This is a genomic window from Pseudoselenomonas caprae (genome assembly GCF_008271345.1).
GTDB classification, from domain to species: Bacteria; Bacillota; Negativicutes; order Selenomonadales; family Selenomonadaceae; genus Selenomonas_A; species Selenomonas_A caprae.
Genome location: NZ_VTOZ01000015.1, coordinates 16,076 through 32,342, shown reverse-complemented (window position 1 = coordinate 32,342; position 16,267 = coordinate 16,076). Strand labels below are relative to the sequence as shown.

The window sequence follows — 16,267 nt, the reverse complement described above, 5'->3', positions numbered from 1 at the left end:
GTCTTTTTTCATGAAACTTTTATGAATATTTTTAGTACCAAATAGCAAAAAAATTTGTATTGACAAGCATTATTATGTATAATTAAAAGGTAATGCTTGAAGGAAAAGATTTGACAAGCTGTAAAGCACAGGCAGGAGGGTTTTGATACAATATGTTAGGAGATATGCTGCGTGCAGAACGCGAAAGACAGAATCTTACCATTAAAGATATCGAGAAGGGCACGAGTATCCGTGCGTTATATATAGAGTGCATTGAAAACGGCGATTACAGCCAGCTGCCAGGAGAAGTATATACGAAGGGCTTTATCCGCAACTACGCAAACTTCCTGAAGATGGACGCTGACGCGATTGTCAAGCGCTTCACCGAGGAGAATCATCCGGAGCAGGCTGCGGCTCAGGCCGCCAAAGAGGCGGAGCAGGCAGCGGAAGAGGAAGCTCCGCAGAAGGCAAAGGTTGCGCCCGCTTTTTCAACGGGCAAGGATTTCCATCAGCGGGTGGAGTCCTCTCATAAGCGCCAGAACTTTTTCCTCGTGGCTGTCATCCTGCTCGTGGTAGCTGCGGGTGCTTTCTTCCTGCTGTCGGACAGCGACAGCCCGACCACGGCAAAGCCAGCTAAGACGGCAACGACCACGGCCAAGGCGCCGCAGGAAAAGACGGAAAAGCCGCAGCAGCAGGCTGCTCCAGCCAAGAAGGCCGAGGGCGTTGAAGTCGTCGCCAAGACCACGGGCTCCTGCTGGACCCAGGTCAAGGCTGATGGCAAGGTTGTCTATGAGGGCACCCTGGAAAAGGGCAAGATCGAGACTTGGAAGGGCAAGGAATCGGTTGTCATCACGGCAGGCAATGCCGGTGCAATCGCCTTCAATGTCAACGGCAAGGATCTCGGCAAGGCTGGCGATATCGGCGAAGTGACGGAGAAGACCTTCACGCCAGAGGGCGAGAAGTCGGCAGACAGCAAGAAGGATAGCAAGAAATAATGAACGGATTTTTGCCAATCAGCAAGAAGGATATGGAAGAACGCGGCTGGCAGCAGCTCGACTTCGTCTTCGTGTCCGGGGATGCCTATGTGGATCATCCGAGCTTTGGCCCGGCCATTCTTTGCCGCCTGTTGGAAAAGCATGGCTATAAAGTAGGAATCATACCCCAGCCAGACTGGCATTCTACCAGGGATTTCGACCGCCTGGGAAAACCGCGGCTGGGGTTTCTTGTTTCTGCGGGCAATATGGATTCCCTGCTCAATAAATTCACAGCGGCGCGCAAGGTTCGCCATCAGGATGCTTATTCGCCGGGCGGCAAGGCTGGTTTCCGGCCGGAGCGCGCGACGATTGTCTACTGCAACCGCCTGCGCGAGCTCTATCACGATGTGCCCATCATCATCGGCGGCATCGAGGCGAGCCTGCGCCGGCTGGCCCACTACGACTATTGGAGCAACACCGTGCGCCGTTCCATCCTGGCTGACAGCCAGGCAGACCTGCTCATCTTCGGTATGGGGGAGCGGGCGCTTCTGGAGGTGGCGGCGGATCTGCAGCAGGGCGTAGCCATCGAGAACATCCAGGACGTGCAGGGGACGTGCTACCGCGTGCCCAACATGGACTATGTCTGGGATCATCTGCCCCTGCCATCCTATGCGGAGGTGGCGGCGGACAAGAAGAAATTCGCTGAGTCCTTCAAGCTGGAGTATCTGGAGCAGGACGCTATCCGCGGCCGCAAGCTGGCCCAGCAGAATGGCGAATGGTGCATCGTCCAGAATCCGCCTGCCCGGCCGCTTAACGAAGAGCAGATGGATGAGATCTACGATCTGCCGTATATGCGCACGTGGCATCCCATCTATGACAAGGCGGGGGGCGTGCCGGCCATCCAGGAAGTGCAGTTCAGCCTTGTGAGCCAGCGCGGCTGCTTCGGCGGCTGCAATTTCTGCGCGATCATCTCCCATGAGGGGCGCATCATCCAGCGCCGCAGCCATGCCTCCCTGCTGCGGGAGGCTAAGATCCTCACGCAGCTGCCGGGATTCAAGGGCTATATCCATGACGTCGGCGGCCCTACGGCCAATTTCCGCCGCACGAGCTGCGACGGGCAGCTGGAGCGCGGCACCTGCCGTGGCAAGCCGTGCCTGTCGCCGGTGCCCTGCCGCAACCTGGTGGCCGACCATAGCGACTATCTGAAGCTGCTGCGTGAGCTGCGGGCCCTGCCAGGGGTCAAGAAAGTCTTCGTGCGCTCGGGCGTGCGGTTCGACTATCTGATGCTGGCCAAAGATGAATTCCTTGAGGAGCTCTGCAAGTACCATGTCAGCGGGCAGCTCAAGATCGCGCCGGAGCATGTATCTGACCGGGTGACGCGCATGATGGGCAAGTCGAACCGCAAGGTCTATCAGGCCTTTGCGGAAAGGTTCCGCCGTACGAACGAGAAACTCGGGCTGAAGCAGTACCTCGTGCCGTATTTCATGTCGAGCCATCCGGGCTCCGAGCTTGCTGATGCCATCGAGCTGGCGGAATTCATCCGTGACATGGGCTACCATCCGCAGCAGGTGCAGGACTTCATCCCAACGCCGGGCACCCTCTCGACGGCCATGTGGTATACGGGCATCGACCCGCTGACGGGGGAGAAGGTATACACGGCCAAGTCCTACGAGGAAAAACTCATGCAGCGGGCCCTCATGCAGTATTGGCTGCCGCAGAACCATGCCATCGTGCGCAAGGCACTGCGCCTGGCACACCGCGAGGACCTCATCGGCTTTGACCGCAAGTGCCTTGTGCGTCCCGAGGGCAGCGAGAAGAAACACACGCCGGACAAGGGCAGACGGCCGCGCCCGGCGAACCATAGGAATAGCAATCACAGCAAACGAGAAAAGAAGGTGCGGCGATGAAATGTCCATTTTGTAAACAGGCCGACAGCCGGGTAATCGACTCGCGGGCCGCCGAGGATGGTACGACCATCCGCCGGCGCCGTGAGTGCAATGGCTGCGGCAAGCGGTTCACGACCTATGAGGTCGTTGAGAAATTGCCGCTGATGGTCGTCAAGCAGGACGGCCGCCGCGAGGTATTCAAGCGCGACAAGATATTGAATGGCGTCGTGCGTTCGTGCGACAAGCGCGACATCTCGATGGAGCGCATCGTGGCGCTGGTCAACGAGATCGAGCGCGATGTGCGCAATACGATGGAGCAGGAGGTCCCATCGTCCAAGATCGGCGAGCTCGTCATGAACCGCCTGAAGGACTTCGATGAGGTCGCCTATATCCGTTTTGCATCGGTATACCGCAAGTTTGCCGATATCAGCAGCTTCCTTGAGGAGCTCAAGGTACTGCAGGCCCACAAGGGCGAAGAAGCGAAGGATAAGTAAGACAGGCATAAGCAGGACTGGGAGGAAGAAAGCATTTGGATTGGGAACTCAAACGAGAACTGAAGGAGCAGCTGGCGCAGGAGACTGGCTATTACCGCTACCCGATGGGCACGCGGACGCCCGTGGCGCTGGTCTATCCCAATTCGTATTTCGTCGGCATGTCGAATCTCGGCCTGCACATCGTCTATGAGCTCTTGAACGAGCGCGATGATGTGGCTTGTGAGCGCGTGTTCCTGCCGGAGCGCAAGGAGCTCAAGCGCTATGAGAATACGCGCACGCCGCTCATGAGCATCGAGAACCAGACGCCGTTGCATGATTTTCCCATCATTGCGTTTGTGCTGTCCTTTGAGATGGACTATTTCAACGTCATGCAGATGCTGGCGCTGGGCAAGGTCAGGGTGAAGGCGGCTGAGCGCACGGAAAAAGACCCCCTCGTCATCGCGGGAGGGCCCTGTGCGACATTCAACCCTGAGCCGCTTTCCGGCGTCGTCGATGCCTTTGTCATCGGCGAGGGCGAGGTCATCATGCCGGCCTTCATGGATGCCTGGCACGAGGCCCAGGCACAGGGCATGAGCCGTCAGGAGATGCTCTTGCATATCGCCAAGGTTCCGGGCATCTATGTGCCGTCCCTCTATGAGCACCAGTACGATGAAGCGGGACATCTGACGGCTATCCAGGCCCTGCCGGGGGCTCCCGAGCGGGTCAGCCGCCAGTGGGTGCAGGACCTTGACGCGCATCCGGCCCATACGGTGGTCATCACGGACAACACCGAGTTCAACTTCTATCTCATAGAGACGGCGCGGGGCTGTGGCCGCCACTGCCGGTTCTGCATGGCGGGCTACTGCTTCCGGCGGCCGCGCAACCGCTCCCTGGGCGTCATCACGCGGGAGGTCAAGGCGGCGCTCAAGCATAAGCGCCGCATCGGCCTGATGGGGGCGGCGATTTCGGATTATCCCGAAATCAACGAACTCTGCCGCGAGATCCTCGGCGAGGGGCTGTCGATGTCGGTGGCGTCCTTCCGCGCCGATTCGGTGACGAAGGAGCTCGTCGATTCGCTAGCCCAGAGCGGCCTCAAGACGCTGACGATGGCGCCCGAGGCGGGAAGCCGGCGCATGCGTGCAGTCATCAACAAGGGCATCGAGGAGGAGCACCTGTTCAATGCCATGGAGCTGGGGCTCAAGGCGGGCATCCGCAATTTCCGCCTGTATCTCATGCTGGGCCTGCCCTTTGAGCAGGAGGAGGATATCGATGCCATCATCGACCTGGCGAACCGTCTCAAGGACTACATGGAGGAAAAGGGGGCGAAGGGGACGCTGACGCTCAGCGTCAATCCATTCATCCCCAAGCCTTTCACGCCGTTCCAGTGGAAGCCCATGGCCGACCGCAAGTATGTAGAGCATGCCTTCAAGCGCCTGACCCAGGAGCTCAAGAAGCGCAAGCATATCATTGTCAACGTCGAGTCGCCCAAGGAGGCCTATATCCAGGGCGTCATCGCCCGCGGCGGCCGCCGGGTCGGCGAGGCCTTGCTCCTGGCCCATGAGCTTGGCGGCAGCAAGGCATTCAAGCGGGCTATGAAGGAATGCGGCCTTTCGCTGGCGGAGGAGCTCTACCGCGAGCGAAAGGAGCAGGAGGTATTTCCCTGGGACAGGCTCGACATGGGCTTCACGCGGGAGTACCTGTACGCAGAGCTTGAAAAGGCTGGCGGCCTCAAGGCGACGATCCCGTGCTTTGACGGCTGCCACCGCTGCGGGGTCTGCTGAGCAGGGGATAACATCAACAAATCTAGCAAACAAAGAGGGTGCGATGGATGAGTTTTGTGCTTGAACATATGCGGGATAATCTCTGGCGGGGCAAGTTCTCGTCATTTACGGAGGACCTTTGTGTGCATGGTCTGACGGGACGCCTCGGCGGCGTGAGCAAGAAGCCCTATGACTCGCTGAACATGGCGCTGCATGTCGGTGACGACCCGCAGACCGTCTGGCAGAACCGGCAGCGGTTCCTGCATGCCTTGGGGCTGAAGCCCGAGAACATGGTCACGCCGGAGCAGGTGCATGGCGATGCCGTCATGCGCGTCGGGGCAGCTGAGGCCGGCCGCGGGGCGCGTGACTACGCCGATGCGATTGCGGCCACGGATGCCTTGATCACCGACGAGCCAGGACTGCCGCTGGTGCTCTGCTTTGCAGACTGCACGCCCATCCTGTTCCTTGACCCCGAGCATCGGGCCATCGGCATCGCCCATGGCGGCTGGAAGGGCACGGTGAACAAGATCGCGCAGAAGACTGCCCAGGCGATGCAGCGCGAGTTCGGTACCAATCCCGACGAGCTCCTCGTCGGTATCGGGCCGGCCATCGGGCCCTGCTGCTATGAGGTCGGCGAAAACGTGGCGGATGAGTTCCGGCAGGCCTTCCCTGCTCATGAGGACAAGATCGTGCTGGCAGAAGATGGCAAGCCGCATCTGAACCTTTGGCAGGCCAACCGCCTGCAGCTCATGGATATCGGCGTGCGCAGCGAGAACATCGAGATGGCCGATACCTGCACAGCCTGCAAGCATCAGTGGTTCTATTCCTACCGCGCCGATGGCGGCACCACGGGCCGCATGGCAGCTGTCCTGGCACTTACGAAATACTGATCGGGGGTAATCGCATGATAAAAGAGAAGTTTCATGAAGTCGAGGCCGCTATCGCTGCCAGCATGGAACGACGCACCCGCGTGCCCAAGGATGCGCCCGTAAAACTCATCGCCGTGACGAAGAATCACGATGTGGCGGCGATGCGCGAAGCCATCGATGCTGGTGCGACCGATGTGGGTGAGAACCGCATCCAGGAGGCCAAGGAGAAATACGCGGTGCTGGACCGCGAAGTGACCTGGCATCTGATCGGCCATCTGCAGACGAACAAGGCCAAGGTGGCGGTGCAGATTTTCGACCTGATCCATTCGGTGGATACGCCGCATCTGGCCAAGGCACTGGACAAGGAGGCTGGCAAGATCGGCAAGGTCCAGGACATCCTGGTGCAGGTCAACCTGGCCAAGGAGGACAGCAAATCCGGGGTCTATAAGGAAGACCTGCGGGCCATGCTCGATCTGGTCGAGACGCTGCCGCATCTCTGCCTGCGCGGCTTGATGTGCATCGCACCGAACTACGAAGACGTCGAGTTGTGCCGGCCGTTGTTCCGGGAAATGCATGAAATTTACCAGCAAGTAAAGGAATTGCCGTATCCAACGGCGAATATTACATATTTATCTATGGGTATGACCCATGACTACCCCATTGCGGTCGAAGAGGGCGCAAATATAGTCCGGGTAGGAACCGCGATTTTTGGACCGCGACAATACTAAAGAGGTGGCATTATGAGTATTATTGATAAAGTTTGCGGAAAGATGGGCCTGATGGACCCCGAGGACGAGAAGCTCGATTTCGCCGACGAGGAACGCGAGCAGAAGCCGGAGATGAAACGTGAACCAGCCGAGGAGGAACAGGCTATGAATCATGAGAAAGAGGGCGCCCACAACGTCGTGGACTTCCACTCGGCCGCAACGGCGCGCGAGAACACCGTGACCAACTACAAGATGAAGGTCATTGTCATCGAGCCGCAGACCTTTGACGATGCGCAGCAGGTCGCCAACAACCTGCGTGAGAAGAAGCCGGTCGTCATCAATTTCGAGAAGACGGACGCCGAGGCAGCTAAGCGCATCATTGACTTTATCAGTGGTACGACGTACGCGCTGAACGGTGAGATCAAGAAGGTCGGTCACAACGTATTCCTCTGTGCGCCGAGCAACGTCAACGTCAGCTATACGGAAGAAGATCGCCGGGTATCGACGGAGATGCCCTGGCTGAAGAAATAAGGGAACTAGAGCAACATGGCAAGTGAACAGAAAGAAAAACTGATCCGTTTCTACAAGGGGACGGAGGGCGAGGAAGCGGTCATAAAGCTCGTCGATATGGCTGAGGCCGTCCTGCACAACCAGAAGTTTCGCATGAGCGGCTTCCTCGACCCCTTCGGGCAGGAAATCGCCGAGACCGTGGCGGCCAACTACGGCCGGCTGCGCGTCGACTTTGAAGGCGGCTATCAGGGCGCGGAACGCTGCCGCGCCATTTATGTGCATGAGGACTTTTTGGGGACGCCGGCAGGCTTTGACATTGACTGCATCGAGGCGCGCTGGAATGGGCAGTTTGCCCGCCTCTCGCACCGCGATGTGCTCGGGGCCCTCATGGGGCTTGGCATCGAGCGCGACTGCATCGGTGACCTGCTCGTGACGAATGACAGCGTCAAGATCCTCTGCGATAAGAAGATGGCAGAATATTTCCTCGCGAACCTCACGAAGATAGGTGCTGTCGGCGTGAGCTGCCAGCGCGTCGAGCTTTCCTCGATCGCGCCGAAGGAAGAGCGCTGCAAGGAAATCCGCGCGACGGTGGCATCCCTGCGCGTCGACTCGATTGCGGCATCGGGCTTTGGCTCCTCGCGCAGCCGGGCGGCCGCTGACATCGCCGCCGACAAGCTGAAGCTCAACTGGCAGCCGGTCAAGAGTGCCTCGCAGACCGTCAAGGAGGGGGACATCCTCTCGATGCGCGGCCGTGGCCGCCTGGAGGTCGCTGAGGTGCGCGGCACGACGAAGAAGGGCCGCACGGTCGTGGTCCTCAAGCGCTATATGTGATAGACAAATACTCGTTTCAGATGGGAGATAATAACCTTGCTTACACCAATGGACATCCATAACAAAGATTTCAAACGCAGTTTCCGCGGCTACAACGAGGATGAGATCGACGATTTCCTCGACCAGGTCGTCAACGACTACGAGAAGCTGTTCCGTGACAACGACCGCCTCAAGGAGGAGCTTGAGCGGGCACGCAAGGACAACGAACAGTATCAGCAGCTGGAGCAGAACCTCAAGGACACGCTGCTGGTGGCTCAGAAGACGGCGGAGGAAGTGACGTCGAATGCGCGCCAGAATGCTGAGGAGCTGCGCGAGAACACGGCCAAGGAGTGCCAGAACATGCGCCATGAGGCCGAGATGCAGGCTAAGAAGCAGCTCGATGATGCAGCTGCCAAGGTGCGCAGCATCGTCGCTGAGTACGACCGCCTCGTGCGCGAGAAGAACCAGTTCCTGCGCAAGGTCAAGGTGACGATGGAGTCGGAGCTGGCTGTCATCAATGAGACGCTGCGTGTGCTGCCGGACCCGGAAGCCGCTGAGCGCCAGGCTGAGCAGCAGAAGCAGGCAGCTGCGCAGCAGACCGCCGAAGAGCCCCAGGTAACGGAGCAGGCAGCTGCTGAGGAAGCTGAGGAGAAAGACAAGGCAAGCGAGGAGAAAGAGTAAGTAAGTGATGGCCTTTTGTTTGTTTGTTGTTCTGCTGGTATTGGATCAGGTAGTCAAAAGCTATGTCAGCACGGCCATGCTGCTCGGTGAGACGATACCGGTTGTGCCGGGGATATTCCACATCACGTACATCCTCAATCCAGGGGCAGCCTTCGGGATGCTTGCGCATCAGCGCTGGTTCTTCATCCTGGCGGGGATCATCATCGTCGCGGCGTTCCTTTACTATTATCCGCGGCTCAGGCGCCAGTGCGGCTGGTTCCATTACGGCTGCGTGGCGCTGCTGTCTGGTGCTGTGGGCAATCTCATCGACCGCATCCGGAACGGACTGGTCATCGACTTCATCGATTTCCGCGTCTGGCCGGTGTTCAACATTGCCGATATAGCGATTGTGCTTGGTGTTGCCAGCATGATATATGCAATTCTATACAAGATGAAAGATACAGAGGATTGATATGGCAGAACCATTGTTATTCATAGCAGATAAGGCTGGCGAGCGGCTGGACGTCTTTTTGACGCGCCAGCAGCCTGACTTGTCAAGAGCACATGTGCAGAAGCTCATCACAGAGGGCGCGGCACTGGTGGATGGGACGGTCCGCAAGGCGAACTACAAGCTGCGTGGTGGCGAGCAGGTCAGCCTGACGGTACCCGAGGCGGCACCGGTGGAGATCAAGGCAGAGGATATCCCTCTGGATGTGCTCTACGAAGATGAGGATATCATCGTCGTCAACAAAGCGCGCGGCATGGTCGTGCATCCGGCGGCGGGCGTCAATACCGGGACGCTCGTCAACGCATTGCTCTGCCATTGCCACGATCTTTCGGGCATCAACGGCGAGATCCGCCCGGGCATCGTGCACCGGCTCGATAAGGATACCTCGGGTGTCATGGTCTGCGCCAAGAACGACAAGGCGCATATCGACCTGGCAGAGCAGATCCGCACGAAGGCGGCGCACCGCATCTACTGGGCCATCGTGCATGGCAACATCAAGGAAGAGGCGGGGATCATCAAGGGCGACATCGGCCGCCATCCCACCGACCGCAAGAAGATGGCCATCGTCCGCGAGAACGGCAAGCCTGCCGTCACCCATTTCAAGGTGCTGGAGCGGTTTGGCGACTACACGCTGATCGAGTGCCGCCTGGAGACAGGGCGCACGCATCAGATCCGCGTCCATATGACGAGCATTGGGCATCCGCTTGTCAACGATCCCAAGTATGGCCCGAAGAAGCCGTCGCCCTTTGCCATCGAGGGGCAGGCCCTCCATTCGCTGACCTTGACGCTGACCCATCCGGGGACGGGGGAGCCGATGGAGTTCTCGGCACCTGTGCCTGAGGATATGCAGCGGATACTCACAGGCCTGCGTGACCGCCTGGCCAAGGACCGCAGGAAAGCTGCTGCGATGCAGCCTTGATGGCACGATATACCTAGCGATAAGAAAAGACGGGAGTGACAGATTATGCCAGTATTGACGGATAAGACCGTACTCATGGATTCCGAGGGAATCCGCCGCGCGTTGACGCGCATTTCCCATGAGATTGTCGAGAAGAACAAGGGCGTCGAGAACATCGTGCTCGTAGGTATCCGCACGCGCGGCGTGCCGATTGCCGAGCGCATCGCCGCCAGCATCGAGCGCATCGAAGGCACGAAACCGCCAGTCGGTGTCCTCGACATCACCCTCTACCGTGATGATCTGTCAACGCTCTCGTACCAGCCCATCGTCCATCCGACGGAACTGCCTGTGGATATCACGGGCAAGACCGTGGTGCTCGTCGATGATGTGCTCTATACAGGGCGCACGATCCGCGCGGCTCTCGACGCCCTCATCGATATGGGGCGTCCCAAGACCATCCAGCTGGCCGTCCTCATTGACCGCGGCCATCGCGAGCTGCCCATCCGTGCCGATTTCGTCGGCAAGAACGTACCGACCTCGTCCCACGAGGTCGTGAGCCTGCAGCTCACGGATACCGACGGTGCCGAAAAAGTAGTGATCCGCGAATTCAAAGAAGATTGATAAGATAGCAAAGGCTGCTGCACAGCCATTATGTGCAGCAGCCTTTTTTACAATGATGAAAACTGCAGGAAATAAGGGATATACAGGACACGCGAAACGTATTATACTTGAGAAAGAATATTTGTCGATTGTTGGAGGTTGGGCTTGTGAATCTGGTGGAACGTGTCTGTGGTCATACTTGGATGATTTTGCGTCATAAGTATTGGGTGTTTCGGTTTTGCTGTATTGCGGGGATTCCGTGGCAAGGTTTTATGCATGACTGGTCAAAATTCTCGCCGACGGAGTTTATCGAAAGCGTAAAATACTACAATGGCAAGGTTTCGCCGATAAAGATCTGCAAGCGGGAAAACAACGGCCTGTCCATGGCCTGGATTCATCATCATGGACGGAATCTCCATCATTATGAGGCTTGGTGGGATAACTTCGATCATGGTGCCCACCCGCAGGATATGCCCTATAAATACGCGGTGGAAATGATATGTGACTGCCTGGGGGCGGCCAAAGCCTATGGCCGGGATGAATTCGCCTTTCAGGCCGAATACGAATGGTGGCAGAATAAATGTGCCACCGGTGTTGGCATGAGCCCTAATATGCAGGCCTTTGTGGAAACGATACTGAGCCAGCTGGCGGCGACGGAAGATCTGTCCTTGCTGCGGCCGAAGTCCCTGCGGAAAATATATGCATCAGTAGTGAAAGAAGGAAATTATGAATATACAGATTTTCGGCACCAAGAAGTGTAACGATACGAAGAAAGCCCAGCGGTTCTTTAAAGAGCGCGGAATAAAGTTCCAATTCATCGACATGCTGGACAAGGGCATGAGCAAAGGCGAATTCCAGTCCGTGGCCAAGGCCCATGGGGGCATCGATGGGATGATCGATCCGGATTGCAAGGATAAAGATGCCTTAGCCCGCGTAAGCTATATGGCCGACAAGCTGGAGACGCTTCTGGAGAATCAGCAGGTCATAAAGACACCGGTGGTAAGGAATGGCAAAGAGTCAACCGTTGGTTATGAGCCGGAGATTTGGAAAAGCTGGCAGGCAGCAAAGGGATAACCTGCGCAAACAGGCGGTCTGACATGTCAAATCTTGACATGTCAGACCGCCTGTTTATGTGGGGTTGTGATAAAGCTGACAGCAAATGGGGACGGGATGTGCTAAGGTATTCCTGGATAGAGGCAGGTGGAGGGAAGGCTTGCAGAAAGGATTGCTTATGGTGAACAGGATTTTACTCAAGCGCATCTATGAACCGCCAGAGGAAAGTGATGGATACCGGATACTGGTGGATAGATTGTGGCCGCGAGGCATCAAGAAGGTGGCGGCTCATCTCGATGAATGGGCCAAGGTCATCACGCCTGGTACCGAAATCCGGCGTTTGTATCACCAGGGCGAGATGCCCTTTGATGGCTTTGCGGAGGCCTATCAGGAAGAACTGGCAGCTAGCGAAGGGGCGGCAGCTTTTGTTGCCCATTGCCGGGAGCTGCTGGAGGCGCAGAATGTGACCTTGGTGTATGCGGCGAAAAACACGCAGGAAAATCACGTGCTCGTCTTGCGGGAATGGCTGCGGCGGAATATGTAAAACATGCATCGGGCGCAGAGGCTGGCTATGGTGCATAAGAGCGGTGTGACTGTCACGGATATGCAGGCTATGAAAAAAGCTCCTTGAACGATTCAAGGAGCGGCTGGGCAGATGGAACGATAGGGCGGCAGCTATGGAAAGCTTCAACCTTGCAAGAGGCTCAGGAACCAGCCGGCGCTGTGGTTGTTCTGGGCCAGCATGGCCTGGGCGGCTTGCAGCAGGATGTTTTCTTTGGTGAATTCGGTCATTTCCTTGGCCATGTTGGCATCGAGGATGGTGGACATGGCCGCCGTGAGATTTTCGCTTTCGGTGGTGAGATTGCTGATGGTGTATTCGAGGCGCATGCTCATGGCGCCGATGGTGGTCTGCTGGTCAAGGGCGCGTTCGAGGGCCCGGTCGATGGCACTCATGGCGGCATTGGCGCCTTTTTGCGTGGTCACGTCGATGGCGTGTCCATTTTTGCCGGTCAGCCCGAGGGCGTAGGAGCTCATGTCGTCGATGGAGCCGCGGATGCCACGGTTGGCATCGGCACTGCTGGCGATGTAGAAGCTCGAATCGCCCTGCTGATCGCGCGGCGCGATGCTTTCCTTGAAGTCGTTGAGGGCCGTAGTGGCCGTTTTCTTGACCTGTCCCTTGGTGTCGGTGATGCTGATGGTGATGCCCGCAACCGCGCCATCAAGGCCCGTGGCGGCAGCCGTGAAGGAAACGGCATTCTGCTCGTCGGCGGTGTGGACGGTCTCACCATGGGCATCCACGCCAATGGTGGAATCGGTCTGCAGTTTTGACGGGTCAAAAACTGACTGGTCAATGGCATTGAATTGGGTAAGCATGTCTGCAAGGGTAGTGGTGCCGGCTTGGTAGCTGGCCGAGTATGTCTTGCCGTCTTTGATATAGGAGAGGTTCACGGTATCGCCTTCCTGGATGTTCAGCGAAGAGCCGTCCCGGCGTTTCAGGTCAGTCAACTTGGTGCTGGCGGTGGTCGTGGTGGCAAGGCTCTGGTTGGTGAGCACCTGTGCCGTCGGTTCAGCGGCCGAGGCCATGGAACCGTCGAGCAGCAATTTGCCGTTATAGGTGACGCTTGCGTTGTCGTTGATCTGATCGCCGAATTGGTCAAAGAGCTTTTGGATGGTGCGGCGGTCCGTATCTGTGCAGGTATCGCTGGCGGCCTCGATGGCTTTTTCCTTGAGGTTGCGCAGGATGTCGATGGTGGAGCTCACGCCGCCCTCCGCGACCTTCAGCATGCTGAGGGAAAACTGGGCATTGCGGCTGGAGGCATCAAGGCTGCGGATGCGCACGTCCATGCGCTGGCCGATGGCCCAGCCCGAAGGATCATCCGCGACACTGGCAACGCGCTGGCCAGTCGCCAGATGGTGCATATGCTTGGACAGTTTGAATTGATGTTTGTCCATGATGTTTAAGATATTCGTCGACATGACGGAATTGCTGATCATCATATTTGTCACCTTCCTTGTGAGCAAAAGAAATCCGTATCCAATACTATTATACTACTCTAAATACTATTATACGTAAGTATACATAAATTGCAGTTTGTAATTACCAGGAATTTATTCGTAGAATACCGCGCCGCCGGGCAGGGGAGTACCAACGCTTCACTTAGATGCTTTGCTAAAAATATTTTCTTCACGTAAACCATCAATGTTACGCTTATGGTACTCCCCTGCCCGGCGGCTTCGTTTCAGCAATAGCCCGAATGAATCTTCAACCTGCTAATACGTTAGTGCGTATCATTCTGTGCCTAGGACAGTCGCTTCAGACAGAAAGAAGCACTACTCCGTTCGCCCCTATCATCCGTATGAGCAGGTTTGTACGAACCGTTTCTCTCGTAACAAGCACATCGCTGTAATTCGTAGCCTAATGCCGGAACAAAGCAGGCTTATCCAAACGTAGCAGAGGGCGGGGGCGGGTACACTTTCTTCGCAGCGGGAGCGACTGCCCGAACGAAGTGAGGGATGGCCCGCAATAAATGCTATCTGGAACGACACGATGTATTGGCGTGCCGCTGGCCTGCCCGGCACATGTATCTAAGTACGTACTAAAGCAGCCGCGCGGGTCATTTAGCGGGAGCGGAGAAAAAGTGCACCCGCCCCCGCCCAAGCTGAGCTCTTCCAAGTTTATTTTAAGCTCGCACCGACAGGCAAACTGCAATTTTATAGCAAACGGCCCGCTGGTTTTTGTGTGCCAGCGGGCCGTTTGTTTTATTTTTCCTGCATGAGGAACGGACGCAGTTCTTCTTCGTCGGGGGTGATGTAGAGGGTCTTTTGGTTCGTGAAGATGACGAAGCCTGGTTTGCTGCCCGAGGGCTTCTTGACGTAGCGGATTTCCGTGTAGTCGACGGGGATTTTGGATGAGCCCTGGGCTTTGCTGAAGTGGGCGGCAAGGCTGGCGCAGAGCAGGAGGTTGTCCTCGCTTACGGGATCGCCGCCGTTGCGCAGGATGACGTGGGAGCCCGGGATGTTCTGGGTGTGGAACCAGGTGTCGTTGAAGCTGGCGGTCTTGCAGGTCAGCTTGTCGTTCTGGTAGTTGTTCTTGCCGATGAAGATATCGATGCCGTCAGGCGTTTGGAAGTGGAACGGATGGGAGGGCTTATCGTTGTTCTTGCGCTTGAGCTTTTCGCGCAGGTAGCCGCTTTCCACGAGCTCGTTGTGGATTTCGGCGATTTCGCCAAGGCTTTCGGAGGCCAGCAGGGAGGCTTCGATGCTCTCAAGATACGTGATGTTGTCTTCGCATTCGCGGCGCTGGACGCGCAAGAGCTCCTGGGCGCGTTTGAGCTTGTCGTATTTCTTGTAGCAGGCCTGCATGTTCTGGATGATCGTATAGCGCTGGTCCAAAGGGATCGTGATGGTCTCGCCGGTCTCGCTATAGATGTTGGCTACGGTGATCTCACTGTCCACATGGTCCTGGAACTGGTACTGATAGGTCATGAGATTATCGCCGCGGATCTTGTACTCCTCGGCATTTTCGGCGGCCGCGATTTCCTCGTCGAGCTTCACGAGCTTGTTCTCGGCACGGTTCAGCTCATTCTTGACCAGTTTCTTGAACCGGTCCTTGTCGGGCAGGACGTAGCTTCCGGCAAGCTGGTCGGCCTTTTCGAGCATGGCGCTGATGGTGGGGAAGGTAAGGCTGGTACCGCTGGCCAGATAGTGGAGCGGGAAGGAGCTCATGGCCAGGATTTTCTTGTTTTCATCGATTACAAGAACGGGCTGGGCGTTTTCGTCGCTGGCGGCGGCGCGGATTTCCATGAGGGCATCGCGGATGGCCGTGAAGTCAACGGCTTCGAGGGTGCCAATGCGGGTGCTGGGGGCAAGGCCGGCGGAGAAACAGGTCTCCTTGGCCGACACGGGGCCAAAGCCCATGCAGGCAGAGAGCAGGGCCTTGTCGAGCCGCTGCTCGCCATCCTTCTGGATGCTGGCGATGATGTCGTCAAGGTCCGCGGTGAAGAGGTCGAGCTTGTCCTGCCCCGGGGGCAGCTCGTAGGCATCGCCAGGCAGGACCGTGCGCACGCGGCTGCTGTTGGCGCCGATCTTGCGCAGGGCATCGATGATGGTGCCGTCCTGCACGAGGATGATGTTGCTGTACTTGCCCATGAGTTCCATGACGAGGGTCTTGGTGACTATCTTGCCGCCAGCGGCCAGCGAATCCACGTCCATGAGCAGCAGGCGGTCGAGGCCGTGCTGGCGGATGGCGGCGATGCGTCCCGTTTCCAGCTGCTTGCGCAGTACCATGCAGAAGACGGGAGGTTCGGGCGGGTTCTCGAGATTGCGCTCCAGAAGATGTGCCGAAGGATTCTGCGAGTTGATGGAGATATGCAGCAGGTAATTCTGCCCTGGCTGTCGAATCGACAGGATGATGGATTGTTTGTTGGGCTGCGTGATTTTATCGATGCGCCCGCCGGCGAGCGTCGCGTTGAGCTCCCGGGCGAGGGCATGCATGGAAAAGCCGTCAAGACTCATGATGATTCTCCTTTATAAATCGTAGGGTATAACTTCTAAATTATATCATCAATGCCAGAGCGGGG

The 16,267-nt window shown here is 57.3% G+C and carries 17 protein-coding genes; 15 read left to right on the top strand and 2 right to left on the bottom strand.

Annotated elements, in window-relative coordinates; all coding sequences use genetic code 11:
- Window positions 1-152 precede the first annotated feature (152 nt).
- The 15 genes from FZ041_RS08250 (at window position 153) to FZ041_RS08180 (ending at window position 12,231) form a co-directional block, all read left to right on the top strand.
- Entirely contained in the window at window positions 153-974 is an 822-nt protein-coding gene (locus FZ041_RS08250; RefSeq protein WP_149189231.1) for a helix-turn-helix domain-containing protein, read from the top strand.
- Window positions 974-2,860, top strand: coding sequence for a YgiQ family radical SAM protein (locus tag FZ041_RS08245; RefSeq protein WP_149189230.1), 1,887 nt, complete (start codon window positions 974-976; stop codon window positions 2,858-2,860). The genes FZ041_RS08250 and FZ041_RS08245 overlap by 1 nt, the downstream gene beginning before the upstream one ends.
- Complete coding sequence (gene nrdR / locus FZ041_RS08240) at window positions 2,857-3,333, top strand: transcriptional regulator NrdR (protein WP_149189229.1); 477 nt, start codon at window positions 2,857-2,859, stop codon at window positions 3,331-3,333. The genes FZ041_RS08245 and nrdR overlap by 4 nt, the downstream gene beginning before the upstream one ends.
- 35 nt (window positions 3,334-3,368) lie before the next feature.
- Window positions 3,369-5,093, top strand: a complete 1,725-nt coding sequence (locus FZ041_RS08235; protein WP_149189228.1) for a TIGR03960 family B12-binding radical SAM protein — start codon at window positions 3,369-3,371, stop codon at window positions 5,091-5,093.
- Window positions 5,094-5,140: 47 nt separating this feature from the next.
- Window positions 5,141-5,962: a peptidoglycan editing factor PgeF gene (pgeF, locus tag FZ041_RS08230; protein WP_149189227.1), complete on the top strand. Its 822-nt coding sequence runs from the start codon at window positions 5,141-5,143 to the stop codon at window positions 5,960-5,962.
- Between the two features lie 14 nt (window positions 5,963-5,976).
- A complete protein-coding gene (locus tag FZ041_RS08225) occupies window positions 5,977-6,669 on the top strand; it encodes a YggS family pyridoxal phosphate-dependent enzyme (RefSeq protein WP_075445622.1) in 693 nt (230 codons plus the stop codon).
- Window positions 6,670-6,681: 12 nt separating this feature from the next.
- Window positions 6,682-7,179: a cell division protein SepF gene (locus FZ041_RS08220; protein ID WP_075445623.1), complete on the top strand. Its 498-nt coding sequence runs from the start codon at window positions 6,682-6,684 to the stop codon at window positions 7,177-7,179.
- A gap of 15 nt (window positions 7,180-7,194) precedes the next feature.
- The gene (locus tag FZ041_RS08215; protein WP_149189226.1) at window positions 7,195-7,989 is read left to right on the top strand and encodes a YlmH family RNA-binding protein; all 795 of its coding nucleotides are present in this window, start codon (window positions 7,195-7,197) and stop codon (window positions 7,987-7,989) included.
- Window positions 7,990-8,025: 36 nt separating this feature from the next.
- Window positions 8,026-8,649, top strand: coding sequence for a DivIVA domain-containing protein (locus FZ041_RS08210; protein WP_149189225.1), 624 nt, complete (start codon window positions 8,026-8,028; stop codon window positions 8,647-8,649).
- A gap of 7 nt (window positions 8,650-8,656) precedes the next feature.
- Entirely contained in the window at window positions 8,657-9,100 is a 444-nt protein-coding gene (gene lspA, locus FZ041_RS08205) for a signal peptidase II (RefSeq protein ID WP_075445626.1), read from the top strand.
- Window position 9,101: 1 nt separating this feature from the next.
- Window positions 9,102-10,055 (top strand): RluA family pseudouridine synthase, encoded by a 954-nt coding sequence (locus tag FZ041_RS08200; RefSeq protein ID WP_149189224.1) that lies wholly within the window; start codon window positions 9,102-9,104, stop codon window positions 10,053-10,055.
- 45 nt (window positions 10,056-10,100) lie between these two features.
- Window positions 10,101-10,655, top strand: coding sequence for a bifunctional pyr operon transcriptional regulator/uracil phosphoribosyltransferase PyrR (pyrR, locus tag FZ041_RS08195; protein ID WP_075445628.1), 555 nt, complete (start codon window positions 10,101-10,103; stop codon window positions 10,653-10,655).
- 146 nt (window positions 10,656-10,801) lie between these two features.
- Window positions 10,802-11,395: a DUF5662 family protein gene (locus tag FZ041_RS08190; RefSeq protein WP_149189223.1), complete on the top strand. Its 594-nt coding sequence runs from the start codon at window positions 10,802-10,804 to the stop codon at window positions 11,393-11,395.
- Window positions 11,361-11,708: an arsenate reductase family protein gene (locus FZ041_RS08185; RefSeq protein ID WP_149189222.1), complete on the top strand. Its 348-nt coding sequence runs from the start codon at window positions 11,361-11,363 to the stop codon at window positions 11,706-11,708. The genes FZ041_RS08190 and FZ041_RS08185 overlap by 35 nt, the downstream gene beginning before the upstream one ends.
- Window positions 11,709-11,847: 139 nt before the next feature.
- Window positions 11,848-12,231, top strand: a complete 384-nt coding sequence (locus tag FZ041_RS08180; RefSeq protein ID WP_255449311.1) for a DUF488 domain-containing protein — start codon at window positions 11,848-11,850, stop codon at window positions 12,229-12,231.
- A 143-nt stretch (window positions 12,232-12,374) separates the two neighbouring features.
- Here FZ041_RS08180 and FZ041_RS08175 read toward each other — a convergent pair whose 3' ends face one another.
- A complete protein-coding gene (locus FZ041_RS08175) occupies window positions 12,375-13,685 on the bottom strand; it encodes a flagellin N-terminal helical domain-containing protein (protein WP_149189269.1) in 1,311 nt (436 codons plus the stop codon).
- Between the two features lie 762 nt (window positions 13,686-14,447).
- Window positions 14,448-16,202, bottom strand: a complete 1,755-nt coding sequence (locus FZ041_RS08170) for an Rqc2 family fibronectin-binding protein (RefSeq protein ID WP_149189221.1) — start codon at window positions 16,200-16,202, stop codon at window positions 14,448-14,450.
- Window positions 16,203-16,267 lie beyond the last annotated feature (65 nt).